Origin of the sequence: Amycolatopsis rhabdoformis (assembly GCF_035918295.1) — a bacterium.
Classification (GTDB): domain Bacteria; phylum Actinomycetota; class Actinomycetes; order Mycobacteriales; family Pseudonocardiaceae; genus Amycolatopsis; species Amycolatopsis rhabdoformis.
This window is the reverse complement of record NZ_CP142149.1, coordinates 10142875-10162108: the sequence shown is the minus strand read 5'-3', so window position 1 is coordinate 10162108 and position 19234 is coordinate 10142875. Positions and strand designations below refer to the sequence as shown.

Genomic DNA, 19234 nt, shown 5'->3' with positions numbered 1-19234 from the left:
ACAGCCTATACTGATCAGCCTTGGCTGTCTAACTTCGGGTCACGTCGGGGTCGAGTCACGTCAGGTTCGCGTCCAGCCAGGGACGCAGGATCGGGAGCACGGCTTTGGCCTGCATGGCGGACATGTGGTCGAGACCTTCGAGGAGCTCGACGGTCCAGCCGTCTTCCTCCAGGGCCGCGCGGTTGCGGATCAGCGGACCGGCGATGTCGACGGTGACGCCACCCCAGCGTTCCCCGTACTCGATGCGGTCCTCGGTGCCCGCGAAACACAGGCGCGGGCCCGTCAGGTGGACGGCGTGGTCGTCGAACGCTTGCAGGGACTCGTAAAGCGTGACGAACTGGCGGGTCTGCGCGGCGGACATCGTGAAGTCGACGGAGTCCCAGTCGCCGGGCGTGGCGGTGCCGCCTTCGGTGCGGGGCAGGGTGTGCGTGGCGCGGGTGACGGCGAGCATGGCGTCGTAGGGGCCGTCGAGTGGCGGGTAGCCGCCCATCGCGAGGGCGGTGAGCCGGTCGGTGCGCAGGGCGAGCTGCAGGCCGGCCAGAGCGAGCCAGGAGTAGCCGTAGCAGGCGAAAGTCTCAGCTCCCGCGGAGTCGGCGATGGCGAGGAGATCGGCCGAGATTTCTTCGGGGGTCAGGGTTTCCGGGCGCGGGTGCGCGAGGGCGTGGCCCTCGTAGTCGAAGGCGATCACCCGGAAGCCGGCGAGGCCGTCGAGGAGCGAGCGGCCCAGTGCTGGGTCACCGCCCCACTGGCGGACGGATTCGGCCTGCTCGCCTTCGAGCGGGCGCGGGTTCACGGGCAGCAGCAACGCCGGGCCGTCGCCGTGCACCTCGACGTCGATCGTGGTGCCGCCGGGCAGTGTGACCATGTCGTCCCCATCTCTTTACGTCGTAAGCTATCTGACAGGACGATACTTTACGGCGTAATGAGTTGTCGAGTTCAGCGGCCGAGGAGGCGGCGGACCTCCTGCGCGGCGGCGCGTCCGGCGCGGTTGGCGCCGACGGTGCTGGCCGAGGGGCCGTAGCCGACCAGGTGCAGGCGCGGTTCGGCGACCACGCGTGTGCCGTCGAGGCGGATGCCACCGCCGGCGGAGCGCAGGTGCAGGGGCGCGAGGTGGTCGATCGAGGCGCGGAAACCGGTGGCCCAGAGAATGATGTCGGCGGGAGCGAACGTCCCGTCGGCCCACACCACGCCTTCGGGCACGAGGTGGTCGAACATCGGCTTGCGGTCGAGGTAGCCGGCGGCCTGGGCGGCGCGCACGTCGGACGTGAGCGCCAGGTCGGTCACGCTCACCACGCTCTGCGGCGGCAGCCCTTCGCGCACGCGCTGCTCGACCTTCGCCACGGCTTTGCGGCCCCAGTCCTCGCTGAACTCCTCGTCGCGCCACACCGGCGGCCGGCGCGTGACCCAGGTCGTCGACTTCGCGACCGGCCCGATCTCCATCAGCAGCTGCACCGCGGACGTGCCGCCGCCGACCACGACCACCCGACGGCCGCGGAAGGCCTCGGCGCCCGGGTAGTCGGCGGTGTGCAGCTGCCGGCCCGCGAACGTCTCCTGGCCCGGGTAGTGCGGCCAGAACGGGCGGTCCCACGTGCCGGTCGCGCTCACCACGGCGCGCGCGGCCCACGTCTCGACGGGGGTCTCGACCAGCAACCGGTCGCCTTGCGCGCGCACCGCCGTGACGTCGACGGGGCGGTGCACCGGGAGGTCGAACGTCTTCTCGAAGCGACCGAAGTACTCGGACACGACCTCACTGGCGGGCCGGCTCGTGTCGGGCGTGCCGAAGGCCATGCCGGGTAGGTCGTGGATGCCGTGGACCTTGCCGACCACAAGGGAGGGCCAGCGGTACTGCCACGCGCCGCCGGGGCGTTTGCCTTGGTCGAGGACCACGAAGCCGGTCTCGTTCGCCAGCCCCGCGCGACGCAGGTGGTACGCCGCCGACAGGCCCGCCTGCCCGGCCCCGATCACCACCACGTCGGTCTCGTGATCCGCAGTCATACAACGTTCAACAATCTGGCCAGGCGCGTATTTCGAGCCCGGTTCGTTCGAAGCGCGGTTTTTTCGAGCTCTGACTCACACGGCGACGCGATTGCGCCCGGCGTCCTTGGCCCGGTAGAGCGCGGCGTCGGCCGAGCGCAGCACCTGGTCGAGCGTGTCGCCCGCCTCCGGGTACCCGGCGACGCCGACCGACACCGATAGCCCGCCGACCTGCACCGTGCCCCCGACCTTCACGGTCAGCTCCCCCACCGCCACGCGCACCCGCTCGGCGATGGCGAGCACGGGCGTGCCGCCGGTGGCCGGCAGGAGCACCACGAACTCCTCGCCCCCGAACCGGCCGACGGTGTCGCTCTGGCGCACGGCGTCCTCGATCGCGACGGCCACCGCGGCCAGCACCTCGTCGCCGGTGAGGTGGCCGTAGGTGTCGTTGATGCGCTTGAAGTGGTCGAGGTCGATCATCAGCACCGCGAACTCACTGCCCGGGCCCCGCCGGCGAGCGCGGGTGAACTCGCGGGTGGCGAGATCGTGCCAGCCCGCGGTGTTGAGCAGGCCCGTCTTCTCGTCCGTCACGGCGGCGACCTGCAGCTGCTGCTTCAGGAGCAGGTACCGGTGCAGCAGAAGCAGCGGCGCCACCACGAACACCACCAGCACCGGCTGCGCCACGAGGGCGAGCGCCGCCAGGCCGCCGAGGCACAGCGTCGCGATCTCGAAGGCGTTGTCCTCCCACGTGCCGACGAGGTCCGCGGCCAGCCGGCTGCCGGTGTAGAGGTAGATCCCGGCCGCGACCAGCGCCATGTTCACCACCTCGAACACGGCGGCGGCCGCGATGAGGGCGAGCACTCCGTGCCACGTGTTGAGGGTCGCGTCGTTGAGGTGGTCGATGGTCAGGACCGCCGACGCCGCGAAACAGCTGAGCATCGCCCACGCGGTGGAGGCGAGGAACCGGTGCGCGGGCCGCGTGCGCACGCTGCGCCACACCCGCAGCCACAGGTGCAGGTAGAGCACGAGCGCCAGCAACGCCACCCACGCCGGCGGCAACAGGAACGCGCCCGCGAGGTACCAGACCGAGGTGACGTTGATGTGCGTCTGCCCGCTCATCCACCGCCGCAGCCGCTCGATCCGCCGCGACATCTCCGCCTGCGCGATGCCCAGCACCACGAGCGCCGCGAACCAGCCGAGCTGCACCTCGCCGCCGAACTCGGTCGTGAACCCGATGAGCACGGCGGCCACGGCCGCCAGTTCGGTCCCGATGGCGTACGCGATCCACCTGCGCCGCGCCACCACCCACATCCCCCACCGCGACGGCAGGCCGTCCCACTCCCGCCAGCCCGCCAGCGCACCCCTCACGCCCGGGGGACCCGCACCCAGCATCGTGATGCCCCTTCGGCCGACGAGGTGGCCCAGGGTAGCCGGTCGACCCACCGCCGTCGCCGGACCGGGGGAATTCCCACACGGGCTTTTGCCGGCGGAGATGGTGAGGGTAGAGCGGGTGGGCGAGGTCAGGCGGTCAGCGGCGGCGCAGCGCCCGGATGATCATGAAGACCACGAACAGCACCGCGGCGCCCGCGGCGACCGGGATGAGGCGTTTGGCCACGGATTGGCCGGCGTAGTCCAGGAGGTCGATGGCTTCCGCTTCACCGGTGGAGCCGCCGGCGGGGACGCTGCGGAGTTGGGGCTTGGGAGCAGTGGCCGGCGTGGCTTCGGCCTTGTCGGCGGCGGCCTGTTCGGCGATGTCGTGCGTGGCGACCGCGGCTTCGGCGGAACCGGAGCCAGCCGAGCCGGCGGCACCGGACGCGGCAGCGCCGGCGCCGGCGTCAGCAGCGGCCGGAGGCCCGGCAGCCAGAGAATCCGCCAGGTTCCCGGCAAAAGTGTCGAGCAGCTTCCCGCCGACCTCCGAGATCAGCCCGCGGCCGAACTGCGCCGGGCGGCCCGTGATGGCGATGTCGCTCGCCACCGTGCCGTGGGTGCCGCCGTCGGTGGCGCTGAGGGTGACCGTGACGGTGGCCGCCGCGGTGCCGCCGCCGCGGGAATCCTTGCCGGAGGCCTTGATCACGACCTGGCGGGTGGCCTCGTCCTTCGAGAGGAACTCGCCGGATCCCTTGTACAGCAGGGAGATCGGGCCCAGCTTGACCTTCACCGTGCCGGTGAAGGCGTCGCCCTCCACCTTGGTGAGCGTGGCCCCCGGCATGCACGGGGCGACGCGCTCGGGGTCGATGACGGCCTGCCAGACCTCCTCGACGGGAGCCGGGACGGTGAATTCGTGGTCGAGCCGCACGGGCCGACCTCCTCTCCGAGCAAACGAGAAAAAACCGCTGAGGCCCACCTTACGACCGTGGCGGCCGGAAGGTGGGCCTCGAGGCGTCGTCAGGCCCCGACCGCCGCCGTGAGGGCGCGGCCGGTGAGCACCCGGGCGAGGTGCTGCCGGTATTCGACATCGGAGTTGCCGTCGGCCGCCGGGTTCGTGCCGTCGGCCGCGAGAGCGGCGGCGGCGCGGATCACGTCGGCGTTGGCCGAAGCGCCCACCAGCGCCTGTTCCACGCCGGTCGCGCGCACCGGCGTGGAGCCCATGTTGGTGAGCGCGACGCGAGCCTCCTCGATCACGCCGCCCTCGGTGCGGACGGTGGCCGCGACCGCGACCATCGACCACGCCTGCGCCACCCGGGTGAACTTCTCGTAGTGCGCGCGCCAGCCCGTGTGCTTGGGCAGGCGCACCTCCACCAGCAGTTCGTCGGGTGCCAGGGCCGTGGTGAAGAAGTCCTGGAAGAACTCCGCCGCGGCCACCGTGCGGCGCCCGTTCGGACCCGCCAGCACCAGCGACGCGTCCATCGCCAGCACCGGCGCCGCCAGGTCACCGGCCGGGTCGGCGTGGGCGATGGCGCCGCCGAAGGTGCCGCGGTGGCGCACCTGCGGGTCGGCCACCGTGTCCGTCGCCGCCTTGATCAGCGCGGCGTGCTCGGCGACCAGCGCGTCGCGCTGCACGTCGTAGTGCGTGGTCATCGCGCCGATCACGAGGTCGCCGCCCTCCTCGCGCACCCCGCGCAGCTCGGCGACCTTGCGCAGGTCGATGAGCGTGGTCGGGGCGGCCAGGCGCATCCGCAGCACCGGCAGCAGGCTCTGCCCGCCCGCCAGCACCTTCGCGTCCTCGCCCGCCGCCGCGAGCGCCTGCACGGCTTCGTCCACACTGGACGGAGCCACGTACTCGAACGGGGCCGGGATCACTTCGCACCTCCGGAGGCGTCGATCGAACCGAGGCCGCCGCCGGCCTCCGAGCCGGGCCCGCCGGCGTCGGTGGTTCCGTGCTGGATGGCGTGCCACACCCGCATCGGGGTCAGCGGCATCTCGATGTCGTTCACGCCGAAGTGGCGCACCGCGTCGACCACCGCGTTGACCACCGCCGGGGTCGAGGCGATCGTGCCGGCCTCACCGACACCCTTGGCGCCCAACGGGTTCGTGGTCGACGGCGTCTCGGTGCGCGCCGTGGTGAACGACGGCAGGTCGGCCGCCGACGGCAGCAGGTAGTCGGCGAACGTGCCCGTGGTGAGCGTGCCGCTCTCGTCGTGCACAGCCTCCTCGAACAGCGCCTGCGCGATGCCCTGCGCGAGCCCGCCGTGCACCTGTCCCTCGGCGATCAGCGGGTTCACGACCACGCCGATGTCGTCCACGCACACGTACGAGCGCAGCTTGACCCGGCCCGTCTCCGTGTCCACTTCGGCCGCACACAGGTGCGTGCCGTGCGGGTAGGAGAAGTTCTCCGGGTCGAAGGTGGCGTCGGAGTCGAGCGAGGGTTCCATGCCGTCGGGCAGGTTGTGCGCGGCGAACACCGTGAACGCGATGTCCTGCATGGTCGTCGACTGGTCCGTGCCCTTCACGGTGAACTTGCCGCCGGCGAACTCGAGGTCGTCCTCGGAGCACTCCAGCAGGTGCGCCGCGACCGGCTTCGCCTTCGCGATCACCTTCTCGGCGGCCTTCACGATGGCCACCCCACCGACGACCAGCGACCGCGAGCCGTAGGTGTCCATGCCCTTGTGCGAAGACTGCGTGTCGCCGTGGATCACCTCGACGTCCTCGAACGGCACACCCAGCTGGTCGGCCACGATCTGGCTCCACGCCGTCTCGTGCCCCTGGCCGTGGGCCGACGCACCGGTGGTGACCTCGACCTTGCCGGTCGGCAGCATGTGGATCTGCGCGTACTCCCAGCCGCCGGCCGCGTAGTCGAGCGAGCCGAGCACCCGCGACGGCGCCAGGCCGCACATCTCCGTGAACGTGGAGATGCCGATGCCGAGCTGCACCGGGTCGCCGGAGTCGCGGCGCTGCTGCTGCTCGCGCCGCAGGCCGTCGTAGTCGAACAGCTCCTTGGCCTTCGCCGTGGCGGCCTCGTAGTTGCCCGTGTCGTAGGTCAGCCCCGCCACCGTGGTGAACGGGAACTCCTCGTGCTTGATCCAGTTCTTCTCGCGCAGCTCCATCGGGTCCATGCCGAGCTCGTCGGCGAGCTCGTCCATGATCCGCTCGACCGCGAACGTCGCTTCGGGCCGGCCGGCGCCGCGGTAGGCGTCGGTGAGCGTGGTCGTGGTGAACACGTTGGTGCAGGCGAAGTGGTACGCCGGGAACTTGTAGATGGCGTTGAACATGAACGCACCGAGGATCGGCACGCCGGGCCCGACGAGCCCGATGTAGGCGCCCATGTTGGCCAGCAGCTCGACCTTGAGCCCGGTCACCGTGCCGTCGGCGTTGGCGGAGATCGTGATGTCCTGGATCTGGTCCCGGCCGTGGTGCGCGGTGAGGATCGACTCCGACCGCGATTCGTTCCACTTCACCGGTTTGCCGAGCTTCTGCGCGACCAGGATGGTCATCATCTCTTCGGGCAGCACGCCGATCTTGCCACCGAAGCCGCCGCCGACGTCCGGGGCGATCACGCGCAGTTTGTGCTCCGGGATGCCCAGCGTGAGCGCCGTCATCACGCGCAGGATGTGCGGCACCTGCGTGGCCGACCACACCGAGATCTGCGTGCCGGTCGGGTCGACCACACACGCGCGCGGTTCCATGAACGCCGGGATCAGGCGTTGCTGGCGGAAGCGCCGCTTGAGCACGATCTCCGAGGACGAGATCGCGTCCTCCACGTTGCCGCCGGTGCCCGCCTCGGCCGAGTCGAACTTCCAGACCGCGCTCTCGTTGGTGCCCAGGTCCTCGTGCACGAGCGGCGCGCCCTCGGCGAGCGCGGCCTCCATGTCCAGGACCACGGGCAGGTCTTCGTACTCGACGTCGATCGCCTCGAGCGCGTCGTGCGCTTCGGCGGCCGACCGCGCGGCGACCACGACGATGCCTTCACCGGCGAAGTTCACCTGGCCGTCGGCCAGCACGGGCCGGCGCGGCGACTTCATGTCGGGCGTGATCGGCCACGCGCAGGGCATGCCGATGGCGCCGTCCGGGTCCAGGTCCTTCGCGGTGTAGACCGCGATCACGCCGGGTGCGTCCTTGGCGCCCGACACGTCCAGCGAAACGATCTTCGCGTGCGCCATGGGGCTGCGCAGCACCGCGAGGTGCAGCATGCCCGGCAGCACGATGTTGTCGGTCCAGCGCGTGCGGCCGGTGATCAGCCGCTCGTCCTCCTTGCGGCGACGGGACTTGCCGACTTCCGGCTCGATGGTCGCGGTCATCACTCACCACCCACGCCGACGTGCTTGATCTGTTCGGCCTCGGGTCCTGCGCCCGGGCTCATGTGCTGCGCGGCGTCGCGCACGGCGCGCACGATGTTCTGGTAGCCGGTGCAGCGGCAGAGGTTTCCCTCGAGCCCTTCGCGCACGGCTTGTTCGTCCGGATCGGGATTGTCGGCCAGCAGGTCGATCGAGGCCATGATCATGCCGGGCGTGCAGAACCCGCACTGCAAGGCGTGGTTTTCGCGGAACGCCTGCTGCACGGGATGCAACTGCCCGTCGCGGGCGAGCCCCTCGACGGTGGTGACCTCGCTGCCGTCGGCCTGGACGGCGAGCACGGAACAGGACTTCACGCTGTGGCCGTCGAGGTGCACGGTGCACGCGCCGCAGTTGCTCGTGTCGCAGCCGACGACCGTGCCCACCTTCCCGACGCGTTCGCGCAGGTAGTGGACGAGCAAAGTGCGGGGCTCCACCTCGTCGGTGTACTTCGTGCCGTCGACGGTGACGGTGATGCGCATCTAAGGCCTCCAAGAGCAAATGCCCGCCTGACCCGGGTGGGGCCGGCGGGCCGGTTCGGGAACGGCCAAGGTCGATCGTGATCGGCCTCACAGGGGAGCCTGCTACTCCCTTCGCGCGCGGACAAGTCCTGATGTCGCACATCCGGGCCGCACTCCCGCATCTGCACCCTTATGGGCAGGCTCAGTCCGCAGATGCGGGCCTCCGTCCGGGTGATTTTTCCACCCGTCGGCAAAACTCACCCGAGTCCCGCGTGGACGGTCGCGCGATGGTCGACTTCCGCCTGGACATGGGCATTTCCGGTCATTCGCCCACCCAGCACACGGTCCCTTGGGGACTTTCAGGGCTGTTCGCCGCGAATTCGGGTCCATCATGGACATTCATTCCGCAGATGCGGAGATATTCGTGTGCTTTGAACGCAGGTGCGTATTCACCAGAAAGTCCCGCACCCTCGTGGGGTACGGGACTTTCAGGGTTCACTCAGTTGTGGATGCGACCGGACAACGCCGCCAATCGGCGTCCGGTGCCACTCCAGCGCAGCGAAATGATCTCCGCCGCGATCGACACCGCGGTTTCTTCGGGCGTGCGCGCGCCCAGGTCCAGGCCGATCGGCGAGGAGAGCCGTTCCAGCTCGGGCTCGGTGATGCCGGCTTCCCGCAGGCGGGAGAACCGGTCGTCGTGGGTCTTGCGCGAGCCCATGGCGCCGACGTAACCGACGTCGAGCCGCAGCGCGATCTCCAGCAGCGGCACGTCGAACTTCGGGTCGTGGGTGAGCACGGCGATGGCCGTGCGGCTGTCGATGCGGCCGGCCTCGGCCTCGGCGGCGAGGTAGCGGTGCGGCCAGTCGACCACGACCTCGTGCGCGTCGGGGAACCGGCTGCTGGTGGCGAACACGGGCCGCGCGTCGCACACCGTGACCTGATAGCCCAGGTAGGCGCCCATGCGCGCCATGGCGGCGGCGAAGTCGATGGCGCCGAACACGAGCAGCCGCGGCGGCGGTTCGAACGAGTTCACGAACACGGCCATGCCCTCGCCGCGACGCTGGCCGTCGGGCCCGTAGCGCAGGGTGCCGGTGCGGCCGCTGGCCAGCAGGCCGCGCGCGTCGTCGGCCACGGCGTCGTCCATGCGCGACGAGCCGAGCGAGCCTTCCACACGATCCGGCCACACGACCATGCGCTCGCCGACCAGCCCGGGTGTCTCGTGCTCCACGATCGTGACCACGGCCACGGGCTCGCCGCTGCGCACGGATTCCACGACCTGGTCGAGCTCCGGCATCGACTCGCGGTCGACGGGCTCCACGTAGATGTCGATGATCCCGCCGCAGGTCAGGCCCACCGCGAAGGCGTCGTCGTCGGTCACGCCGTAGCGCTGCAACACGGGTTTGCGGTCGGCGACCACGTCCTGCGCCAGCTCGTACACCGCGCCCTCGACGCAACCGCCGGACACGCTTCCGGCGACCGTGCCGTCGGGTGCCACCACCATCGACGCGCCCGGCGAGCGCGGCGCCGACGAGAACGTGGCCACCACCGTGCCCAGTCCCACCGTTTCGCCCGCCAGCCAGCGGCGGTACACGTCGTCCAATACGTCACGCATCGGCCATCTCCCCGAGGAGTCGTTCCAACGTCGCCAGGCTGTGCCCGGCCAATAACCGGTCGATGTGGGGCAGCGCGGCGACGATGCCGGACTGCACCGGAGCGTACCCTTCCCGCCCGGCGTGCGGATTCACCCAGAATACGGCGTGCGCGAGCCGGCGCAGTCTGCCGAGCTGTTCCGAGAGCAGCGAGACGTCGCCGCGCTCCCAGCCGTCGGAGAACACGGTGACCACCGCGCGGCGCGCGAAACCGCGTTGGCCCCAGCGGTCGAGGAACACGCGCAGGGTCTCGCCGAGGCGCGTCCCGCCGGCGAAATCGGGTACGGCGTTGCCCGCCGCGAGCATGGCCAGCTCCGGATCGCGCTGGCGCAGCTGACGCGAAACCCGCGTCATGCGCGTGCCCAGCGTGAAGACCTCGACGTTCGCGGGGTTCGACCGGGTGAGCACGTGGGCGAAGCGCAGCAGGGCGTCGGCGTACGGGCTCATCGAACCGGAGACGTCGATGAGCAGCACGGTTTTGCGCGGCCGGGTACCTCGTTTGCTCCGGATCAGGCGGACGGGTTCGCCGCCGTCGGCGAGCATCGCGCGCAGCGTGCGCGCGGCGTCGAGGCGGCCGCGGTGCGCCGGCCTCCGCCGCGCGGCCCGGCGCCGGGGCGGCACCGGGCGGAGTGTGGCGAGCAGTTCGCGCAGGTGCTCGCGCTCGGCTTTGGTGAGCTCGGCGAGGTCGCGGTGGCGCAGCACTTCGTGGTCGCTGGCGGCGACTTTGAGGTTGTCGGGTTCCTCGTCGCTCTCACTGCTGCCGGCGCCGCCATCGGTGAGCGGAGCGATGCGGGCGCGCTTCTGCGCGGGCACGGCCTGCGGACCGCCGCGTTTCTCTTCCACGTCGAACCAGCGGGCGAAGGCCTCTTCGTAGCGCGGCAGGTCGTCGGGATCGGAGCAGAGCGTGAGGCGACCGGCCCAGTAGAGCTGCGTGGGTTCGGCGATGTCCACTTCCGCCACGGCCGCCAGATACGCCTGCACGCGCCGCGCGTCGCAGGCCACGCCCGATTCGCGCAGAGCCGCCGCGAACCCGGCGAGCCCGGCCAGCGGATCGGCGACCTCGGTGTCCATGAACCCATTGTGCAACGGTTTCCCGAATCGTGTCGCCGGATCGCGTCGCCAGAGCGCGCACGCCGTCCCCTCCCCGGGACGACGCGCGCGCTCGACGGCTCCGCGCAGCGGCCACCCCAGGTAGCGGGAGGGTGGGCGCGCGGAGGCTTGTGGAAAGGGCTGTGGTGGCGGGTTTGCCGTGGCTGCGGTGGCCGTGGCTGGGTTCGCCAGCGAGGGGTTTCGCCGGTGACGGGTTCGCCGGTGCGGGACCGGCGCGCTCGTCTTCGCCCGAGATGTCGGGCGAAGCAGGTGACTGGGCTGTCTAAGTGACTGAGCGCAGGTCAGCTCTCGAGGAAGGCCGCGATGCGGTGAGCGATCCCGGTCATCCGCATGGTCTTCCTCCTCTCGGCTGCTTCTGTCGCGTTGATGGGAAAAGCATGACTCGCCGGACGTGGTCCGGTCAACGCAATTAACCGCGAGTCCACTGTGGACACTGGCGGATCAGGAGAACAGTGTGTCCAGCTTGGCGCGCACGCGGTCGAGGTCCTCGCTGTACTTGAGGACCGCGCCGAGGGTGCGGGCGGCGGTGGCGGCGTCGAGCTCGTCGCGGTCGAGGGCCATCAGCGCGCGGGCCCAGTCGAGGGATTCGGCGACGCCCGGGGGCTTGAGCAGGTCCATGGCGCGCAGGCGGTGCACGGCATCGGCGACCTGGCGGGCGAGCGTCTCCCCGATGCCGGGGATGCGGCGGCGCAGGATGGTGATCTCGCGGGCGAGGTCGGGGTGCTCCAGCCAGTGGTAGAGGCAGCGGCGCTTGAGGGCGTCGTGGACCTCGCGCGTGCGGTTGGAGGTGAGGACGACGAGCGGCGGCTGTTCGGCGCGGACCTCGCCGTACTCGGGGATCGTCACGGTGTACTCGTCGAGCAGTTGCAGCAGGAACGCCTCGAACTCGTCGTCGGCGCGGTCGATCTCGTCCACGAGCAGCACACACGGCGCGGTGGTGAGCGCCTGCAGCAACGGGCGCGCCAGCAGGAACCGTTCGGTGTAGAGCGAGCGCTCGGCCGTCTCCGCGTCGAGCCGGCCCCCGTCGGCGGCTTCGAGGGCGCGCAGGTGCAGGAGCTGACGCGGGAAGTCCCATTCGTAGAGGGCCTGCGCGGCGTCGATGCCCTCGTGGCACTGCAGGCGCACGAGCGGCAGGTCGAGCGCGGCTGAGAGCGCCAGCGCCAACGACGTTTTGCCCGTCCCCGGCTCCCCCTCGCAGAACAACGGCCGGCGCAGGCGCAGCGCGAGGAACCCGGCCGTCGCCAGCCCCTCGTCGGCGAGGTACCCGGTGGCGTCGAGCGCGGCGGTGAGCTCTTCGGGCGAGGCGAGGGACTCGGTCACGCCCCCGATCGTAGGGCGCCCGGGCCCGGTTGTGCCGGTCACGCTTCGTTCTTCGGCGTCCGGCCCAGGTCAGCGGGCCGGTCGACGTCCCGCCCACTGCCCAGATCCCCGCACTCCACCAGCACGACGTCGCCCCGGCCCCGCAACCAGTCCCGCGCGCCCCGATCCCCCTGCGCCGACTCGGCGACCTCCCCCCACCACCGCCGCCCGAACAGCACGGGGTGCCCGGGAACGCCGTCGTACGCGGCCCGCACGACGGCACTCGGCGACGCCTGCGCGACGACCCGCGCCAGAGCTTCGGCTGGAACCCAGGGCAGGTCGACGAGATGCACGAGCACCGCGACGGGCGCGGTCTCGTCCGCCTGGTCCGCTTCGTCCGCCGTGTCCGGGGTTGTCAGCGCAGCCGCGGCAGGTGCGGCACTCACCGAATCTTCGCTCGCCGCGCCTCGCTCGTCGCCGCGGTCAGTCGTGGACTCTGTGGTGCCGAGGTCTGTGGTGCCAGTGTTTGTGCCGGGGTTCTCGGGGAACTGCGCGGCAAGGCCGGCCAGCCCGGCTTTGAGCGAAGCGCCCATGCCGCCTTCCCAGCCCTCGGCGTGGATCGCCTGGACCGGGTCCGGCACCAGCTTCCGCACCTCGTCCGCCGCCGCGCCGACGACCACGCGGACGGGCGCGCAGCCGGCGTCGGTCAGGGTGCGCAGGGCTCGGCGGACCAATGGCTCGCCGTCCAGTTCGACGAGTGCCTTGGGTCCGCCGAAGCGGCGCCCCGCCCCGGCGGCGAGGAGCAGCCCGGCGACCCGCGGTGGGGTGGCGGCCCGGTCAGCCACGGACGGCCTGCGCGGGGCTCGAGCCGGCGAGGTCGGCCGCGATGGCGTGGGCCGTGTCGAGCAAGGGCGGGACCAGGTCGGTGCGGACGGAGGAGGCCGGGGTGCGGCTGGCGTGCGTGGAGATGTTCACGGCGGCGACCGCGCGGCCCTGGCGGTTGCGGATGGGCGCGGCGACCGAGCGCAGGCCCTCCTCGAGTTCCTGGTCGACCATGGCCCAGCCCTGAGCGGCGACCTGCGCGAGCTCCTCTTCGAGCGCCGCGCGGTCGGTGAGGGTGTGGGTGGTGAGCGGGTCGAGTTCGGCGACCAGGAGGTAGGCCTCGAACTCGGCGGCGCTCATGTCGGCGAGCAGGACGTGGCCCATCGAGGTGGCGTACGCCGGGAAGCGGGTGCCGACGTTGATGCTCACGGTCATGATGCGCGACACGGCCACCCGCGCGATGTAGACGATGTCCGGCGCCTCCAGCACCGACACCGAGCTGGATTCCCGCACCTGCGCGGAAAGCCGCTCGAGGTGGGGCTGCGCCACCTCCGAGAGCGAAAGGCTCGAGAGGTAGGCGTACCCCAGATCCAGCACCCGCGCGGTGAGCGAGAAGTACTTGCCGTCCGTGCGGACGTAACCGAGGTCCACGAGCGTGAGCAGGAACCGGCGCGCGGCCGCGCGCGTGAGGCCCGTGAGGCGCGCGACCTCGCTGAGCGTGGGGTGCGGCGCCTGCGCGCTGAACGCCTTGATCACCGCCAGCCCACGCTCCAGCGACTGCACGTGGTGCGCGCCGCGTTCGGCCGGTTCGTCGGAGTCCATGCCGGAAACCCTATCCGGCGTCGGGAACCTGCGCGGTGGGCTCGCCGAGTTCGGCCAGCGTGCGCTGCGCGATGCCGATGGCCGTGTTGGCGGCGGGCACGCCGGCGTACACGCCCGTGTGCATCAGTACCTCGCGGATCTCCGCGGCGGTGAGGCCGTTGCGGATGGCCGCGCGCACGTGCATGGCCAGCTCGTCGTGGCAGTGCAGCGCGGTGAGCGTGGCCAGCGTGATGCAGCTGCGCGTCTTGCGGTCCAGACCGTCACGCGTCCAGATCGAGCCCCACGCCGCCTCGGTGATGTACTCCTGGAACGGGCGGCTGAACTCCGTGGTCCGCGCCACCGACGCGTCCACGTGCTCGTCGCCCAGCACCTCGCGGCGCACCTTCATGCCCGCGTCGAAACGATCGTTTGTCACGCTGCCTCCGTGATCCGCTCGAGGATCAGCCGGGTGAATTCCTCCGGCTGCTCGTAGTTGCCCAGGTGCGCGGCCGAGGCGACGACCTCGAGCCGGGCACCCGGAATGCCTTTGGCGATGAGCTTTCCGTGCGGGTCCGGCGGTGTCGCCGGGTCGTCGGCACCGGAGATCACGAGCGTCGGCGCGGTGATCTTCGGCAGGTCGGCGAGCTGGTCCATCCGCTCGATCACGCCGCAGCACGCGGCGTAACCCTCGTCCGGCGTGTCCGCCACCATCGCGCGCAGGTACGCGATCTCGTCGGGGTGCGCCTGCGCGTACGCCGGCGTGACCCACCGCCCCACGCCCGCCTCGGCGATGGCGGCCGTGCCCTCGGCGCGCACCAGCTTCGCGCGGTCCGCCCAGCCCTGCGGCGGACCGAGCTTCGCCGACGTGCAGCACAACGTGAGGCTGCGCACCCGCTCGGGTGCGTGTACGCCCAGCCACATGCCGGTCATGCCACCGAGCGAAAGCCCGACGAAGTGCGCCTGCTCCACACCCAGGTCGTCCAGCAACGCCAGCACGTCACCACCGAGGTCGGCGAGCTCGTACGGGCCGTGCGGCACCGGCGAAGCGCCGTGGCCGCGCGTGTCGTACCGCACGACCCGGTAGCCGCGCTCGACCAGCGGCGCCACCTGGGGCGCCCACATGCGGTGGTCGCTGCCGATCGAGTTGGAGAACACCACCACCGGGCCGTCGCCGGGACCCTCGACGACCCGGTGCACCGCCACGCCGCTCACGCCTTGAACCTCCCAAGTGGACAGTCGACAACGGACCGATCAGAGCTGGAAGAACACCGTCTCGCCTTCGCCCTGCAGCCGCACGTCGAACCGGTAGCCGTCTTCGGTCTTCTTCGCCACGAGCGTGTCGCGCCGCTCGGCCGGCACGCTCGCCAGCACCGCGTCGGCCGAATTGTCCTGGTCCTCGAAGTAGATCCGCGTGACCACGCGGTTGAGCAGACCGCGCGCGAACACCGACACGTCGATGTGGCGCGCCTGCTGCGAACCCTGCTCACCGGGCAGCACACCCGGCAGCAGCGTGAGGATGCGGAACTCGCCGTTCTCGTCGGTGGGGCACCGGCCGAACGCGCGGAAACCCGACTCGGCGCGCCCGCGCGGGTCGTCCGGGTGGTCGAACCCGCCCTGCGGGTCGGCCTGCCAGGTCTCGATCATCGCGTCGGGCACGAGCGCGCCGGCGCCGTCGGTCACCGTGCCGCGGATCCAGAACGCGCCCTCGGTGCCGTCGGGCACCACGAACGGCCCGTCCTCCCACGGCAACCCGATCGACAGGTACGGCCCGACGGTCTGCGACGGTGTGGTGAGCTGCTCGCCCATCAGTCCTCGTCCTCCTCGTCCTCGAACACCGACTGCTCACTGCCCCGCACGACGATGTCGAAGTCGAACGCCATCGCCCACTCCGGCACGGTGCGCTCCAGGTTGAAGCGCGAGATCATGCGGTTGCGGGCCTTCTCGTCGGGGATCGAGTTGAAGATCGGGTCCTGGTAGAACAGCGGGTCGTCCGGGAAGTACATCTGCGTGACCAGCCGCTGCGTGAACGCCGAGCCGAACACGGAGAAGTGGATGTGCGCGGGACGCCAGGCGTTGTCGTGGTTCTTCCACGGGTACGCGCCGGGCTTGATCGTGGTGAACTCGTAGCGCCCGTCGTCGTCGGTCAGCGCGCGGCCGAGTCCGTCGAAGTTCGGGTCGAGCGGCGAGGGCCACCGGTCGCCGGTGTGGCGGTAGCGCCCGCCGGCGTTGGCCTGCCAGATCTCGACGAGCGAGTTGCGGATCGGGCGCCCGTCGCCGTCGAGCAGCCGGCCGCTCACGATGATGCGCTGGCCCTGCGGCTCGCCGTCGTGCTGGCGGGTGAGGTCGTGGTCGAGCTCGCCCAGGCGGCCCGGGCCGAGCAGTGGCCCGGTGACCTCGGTGAGCATCTGCGGCAGCAGCACGAGCGGCTGCGACGGGTGCCGCAGCTTCGTGGAGTTGTAGCCGTCGAAGTCGAGCGGAGCGTTGGTGCCCTCCGGCTCCCGCGGGTAGCGGGGCAGGCGGAGATCGGTGGGAGCGGCCACGGTTCCTCCGTATCCGGTCGGTGAAATCCGGTTCGTGGGTGGGATCTGCGGTGTGCGGGACGAGCGGCTCAGGCGGACCTGGTCACTGCCGTTCGAGGACGACGGCGAGGCCCTGGCCCACGCCGATGCAGATCGCGGCCACGCCGTAGCGCGCACCCGTCTGCTGCAGGCGGTACGCGAGCGTGCCGAGGATCCGGCCGCCCGACGCGCCGAGCGGGTGCCCGATCGCGATGGCCCCACCGTGCACGTTCATGAGCTCGGGGTCGAGCTCCTTCCAGTCCTTGAGGCACGCCAGCGACTGCGCCGCGAACGCCTCGTTGAGCTCGACGGCCCCCACGTCGCCCCAGCCGATGCCGGCGCGCTCGAGCGCGATCTCGGCCGCCCGCACCGGGCCGACACCGAAGATGTTCGGCTCGACACCCGCCGCGCCCCGGCCGGCGATGCGCGCCAGCGGCGCCTTGCCCAGCCGCTTGCCCGCGGCTTCGTCACCCAGCAGCACCGCCGAAGCGCCGTCGTTGATCGGCGACGAGTTGCCCGCCGTCACGGTGCCGCCGTCGCGCTTGAACGCCGGCTTCAGCTTCGCCAGCTTCTCGAGCGTCGAGTCGGGTCGAATGCCCTCGTCGCGGGTGAGCTCGACACCCTCGACCGGCACCACGTGGTTGTCGTAGAAGCCTTCGTCCCACGCACGAGCGGCGTTGACGTGGCTGCGCACCGCGAACTCGTCCTGCTCTTCGCGGCTGATGCCGTAGCGCTCGGCGAGGTACTCGGTGGAGTCGCCGTTGGAGATCACGTACTCCTCCGGCATGGCCGGGTTCACCATGCGCCAGCCCAGCGCCGAGTTGTACAGCGTCTGGTTGGCGAACGGGAACGCCTTGTCCGGCTTGGCCATGACCAGCGGCGAGCGGCTCATCGACTCCACGCCGCCGGCGGCGATCAGCGACGCGTCGCCGACCTGGATCGTGCGGCTGGCCTGCATCACGGCGTCGAGGCCCGAGCCGCACAGGCGGTTGAGCGTGCCGCCCGGCACGGTGACCGGCCAGCCCGCGAGCAGCGTGGCCATGCGCGCCACGTTGCGGTTGTCCTCACCGGCACCGTTGGCGTCGCCCAGCAGCACCTCGTCGACGGTGGCCGGGTCGAGGTCATTGCGTTCGGCCAGCGACTTCAGCACGGTGGCCGCCAGGTCGTCGGGACGCACCTTCGCCAGCGCGCCGCCGTGGCGGCCGAACGGGGTACGGATCGCGTCGAACAGGAATACGTCGCTCATTCGCCGGCCTTCTTCAGAGAGCGGAGCAGGGTCAGTTCTTCGTCCGTGGGCGCCGGGGTGGTCTTCAGGTCCGCCGCCACCTTCAGTTTCCACCCCGTGGCCGCGACGACCTGCTCGACCTCGATACCGGGGTGCACCTCGGTGAGCGTGAGCTCGGCCGTGTCGGGGTCGGGCCGCATCAGGCCGAGATCGGTGACCACCAGCGTGGGGCCCGCACCGCGCAGGCCGAGCTTCTCGCGGTCGCCCTTGCCCGTGCCGTGGCCGAACGAAGTGATGAAGTCGACCTTGTCCACGAACGCGCGCGGGCTCTGGCGCAGCACGATGAACACCTCCTTGCAGGAGGCGGCGATCTCCGGCGCGCCACCCGCGCCCGGCAGGCGCACCTTCGGGTCGTGGTAGTCGGACCCGATCACGGTGGTGTTGATGTTGCCGAACTTGTCGAGCTGCGCGGCGCCGAGGAACCCGACGTCGATGCGGCCCGGCTGCAGCCAGTAGTTGAAGACCTCGGGCACGCTCACCACGGCGTCGGCCGTGTCGGCCAGCTCGCCGTCGCCGATCGAGAGCGGCAGCCGGGTCGGCTTCGCGCCCAGGCAGCCCGATTCGTAGATCAGCGTGAGGTTCGGCGCGTGGGTGCGCCGGGCCAGGTTGGCCGCGGTGCTCGGCAGGCCGATGCCCACGAAGCAGGACATGCCCTCGCCGAGCGCGCGCGCCGCGGCGATGCTCATCATCTCGTCGGCGGTGTACTCGCTCATGCCTTCACCCCGGTCAGCTCGGTCAGCCACTTGGTGAACTCGTCGCGGTCGCGCCCGATCTCGTCCCACGCCTGGTAGGCCGAGTTGTCGCGCTCGTAGTAACCCGCCGCGTACGACGGCTTCGCACCACCCGGCACCTCGGCGACGGCGGTGACGGCCCACGTGGGCAGCACCAGCGCGCCCGGCCGCGGCTCCAGCTCGTCGACGACCTCTTCCACGGTGACCAGCGACCGCTTCGCCGCCAGCACCGCTTCCTTCTGCACGCCGGCGATGCCCCAGATCTGCACGTTGCCCGCGCGGTCGGCGCGCTGCGCGTGCACGATCGTGACGTCGGGGTTCAGCGCCGGGACCGCGGTGAGCTGCTCACCGGTGAACGGGCAGGTGATCGGCTTGATCGTGTCGGTCTGCGCCGGCAGGTCGGTGCCCGTGTAGCCGCGCAGCACCGCGAACGGCAGCCCGGACGCACCGGCGACGTAGCGGTTGGCCATACCCGCGTGGCTGTGCTCCTCGATCTCCAGCGGCACCGGCCAGCTGTGCTGCACGGCATCGCGGAACCGGTGCAGCGACCCCACCCCGGGGTTGCCGCCCCAGGAGAAGATCAGCTTGCTCGCGCAGCCCGCGCCGATCAGCTGGTCGTAGACGATGTCGGGGGTCATCCGCACCAGCGTGAGGTTCTTGCGCCCCTGCCGGATGATCTCGTGCCCGGCCTCGACCGGGATGAGGTGCGTGAACCCCTCGAGCGCGACGGTGTCCCCGTCGTGCACCAGCTCGGCGATCGCTTCGCCGAGCGACAGCACCCTAGCCATCGCGAGCCTTTCCTAGTCCCGGTCGTGCGTGCGGCCGCCGGTCAGCCT

The 19234-nt window shown here is 71.2% G+C and carries 19 protein-coding genes; all 19 read right to left on the bottom strand.

Features of this window, described 5'->3' with window-relative positions:
* Positions 1–55: 55 nt before the first annotated feature.
* The 19 genes from VSH64_RS47305 to VSH64_RS47215 all read right to left on the bottom strand — a co-directional run bounded on the left by VSH64_RS47305 (position 56) and on the right by VSH64_RS47215 (position 19186).
* Complete coding sequence (locus VSH64_RS47305; protein WP_326569265.1) at positions 56–865, bottom strand: alpha/beta fold hydrolase; 810 nt, start codon at positions 863–865, stop codon at positions 56–58.
* Between the two features lie 71 nt (positions 866–936).
* Positions 937–1995, bottom strand: coding sequence for an NAD(P)-binding domain-containing protein (locus tag VSH64_RS47300; protein ID WP_326569264.1), 1059 nt, complete (start codon positions 1993–1995; stop codon positions 937–939).
* A 75-nt stretch (positions 1996–2070) separates the two neighbouring features.
* A complete protein-coding gene (locus tag VSH64_RS47295; protein WP_407655614.1) occupies positions 2071–3366 on the bottom strand; it encodes a GGDEF domain-containing protein in 1296 nt (431 codons plus the stop codon).
* 136 nt (positions 3367–3502) lie between these two features.
* The gene (locus VSH64_RS47290) at positions 3503–4270 is read right to left on the bottom strand and encodes an SRPBCC family protein (RefSeq protein ID WP_326569263.1); all 768 of its coding nucleotides are present in this window, start codon (positions 4268–4270) and stop codon (positions 3503–3505) included.
* Positions 4271–4359: 89 nt separating this feature from the next.
* Positions 4360–5214 (bottom strand): FAD binding domain-containing protein, encoded by an 855-nt coding sequence (locus VSH64_RS47285; RefSeq protein WP_326569262.1) that lies wholly within the window; start codon positions 5212–5214, stop codon positions 4360–4362.
* Entirely contained in the window at positions 5211–7649 is a 2439-nt protein-coding gene (locus tag VSH64_RS47280; RefSeq protein ID WP_326569261.1) for a xanthine dehydrogenase family protein molybdopterin-binding subunit, read from the bottom strand. Before VSH64_RS47280 ends, VSH64_RS47285 begins: the two co-directional genes overlap by 4 nt.
* The gene (locus tag VSH64_RS47275) at positions 7649–8164 is read right to left on the bottom strand and encodes a (2Fe-2S)-binding protein (protein ID WP_326569260.1); all 516 of its coding nucleotides are present in this window, start codon (positions 8162–8164) and stop codon (positions 7649–7651) included. The genes VSH64_RS47280 and VSH64_RS47275 overlap by 1 nt, the downstream gene beginning before the upstream one ends.
* 478 nt (positions 8165–8642) lie before the next feature.
* Positions 8643–9755 carry an XdhC/CoxI family protein gene (locus VSH64_RS47270; RefSeq protein ID WP_326569259.1) on the bottom strand — a complete coding sequence of 371 codons (1113 nt, stop codon included), beginning with the start codon at positions 9753–9755 and terminating at the stop codon, positions 8643–8645.
* Positions 9748–10863 (bottom strand): vWA domain-containing protein, encoded by a 1116-nt coding sequence (locus VSH64_RS47265; protein WP_326569258.1) that lies wholly within the window; start codon positions 10861–10863, stop codon positions 9748–9750. The genes VSH64_RS47270 and VSH64_RS47265 overlap by 8 nt, the downstream gene beginning before the upstream one ends.
* Positions 10864–11343: 480 nt before the next feature.
* Entirely contained in the window at positions 11344–12222 is an 879-nt protein-coding gene (locus VSH64_RS47260) for an AAA family ATPase (protein WP_326569257.1), read from the bottom strand.
* Positions 12223–12260: 38 nt separating this feature from the next.
* On the bottom strand, positions 12261–13046 hold the full coding sequence (locus tag VSH64_RS47255; RefSeq protein ID WP_326569256.1) for a nucleotidyltransferase family protein: 786 nt from the start codon (positions 13044–13046) through the stop codon (positions 12261–12263).
* Positions 13039–13845, bottom strand: a complete 807-nt coding sequence (locus tag VSH64_RS47250) for an IclR family transcriptional regulator domain-containing protein (protein WP_326569255.1) — start codon at positions 13843–13845, stop codon at positions 13039–13041. The genes VSH64_RS47255 and VSH64_RS47250 overlap by 8 nt, the downstream gene beginning before the upstream one ends.
* A gap of 10 nt (positions 13846–13855) precedes the next feature.
* On the bottom strand, positions 13856–14260 hold the full coding sequence (pcaC, locus tag VSH64_RS47245) for a 4-carboxymuconolactone decarboxylase (RefSeq protein ID WP_326569254.1): 405 nt from the start codon (positions 14258–14260) through the stop codon (positions 13856–13858).
* Positions 14257–15036 (bottom strand): 3-oxoadipate enol-lactonase, encoded by a 780-nt coding sequence (pcaD, locus tag VSH64_RS47240; RefSeq protein ID WP_326569253.1) that lies wholly within the window; start codon positions 15034–15036, stop codon positions 14257–14259. Before pcaD ends, pcaC begins: the two co-directional genes overlap by 4 nt.
* A gap of 39 nt (positions 15037–15075) precedes the next feature.
* Entirely contained in the window at positions 15076–15630 is a 555-nt protein-coding gene (gene pcaG / locus VSH64_RS47235; protein ID WP_326569252.1) for a protocatechuate 3,4-dioxygenase subunit alpha, read from the bottom strand.
* Entirely contained in the window at positions 15630–16364 is a 735-nt protein-coding gene (gene pcaH, locus VSH64_RS47230) for a protocatechuate 3,4-dioxygenase subunit beta (protein WP_326569251.1), read from the bottom strand. The genes pcaG and pcaH overlap by 1 nt, the downstream gene beginning before the upstream one ends.
* 82 nt (positions 16365–16446) lie before the next feature.
* Entirely contained in the window at positions 16447–17628 is a 1182-nt protein-coding gene (locus VSH64_RS47225) for a thiolase family protein (protein ID WP_326569250.1), read from the bottom strand.
* A complete protein-coding gene (locus VSH64_RS47220) occupies positions 17625–18380 on the bottom strand; it encodes a CoA-transferase subunit beta (RefSeq protein WP_326569249.1) in 756 nt (251 codons plus the stop codon). The genes VSH64_RS47225 and VSH64_RS47220 overlap by 4 nt, the downstream gene beginning before the upstream one ends.
* On the bottom strand, positions 18377–19186 hold the full coding sequence (locus VSH64_RS47215; protein ID WP_326569248.1) for a CoA transferase subunit A: 810 nt from the start codon (positions 19184–19186) through the stop codon (positions 18377–18379). The genes VSH64_RS47220 and VSH64_RS47215 overlap by 4 nt, the downstream gene beginning before the upstream one ends.
* Between the last annotated feature and the right edge of the window lie 48 nt (positions 19187–19234).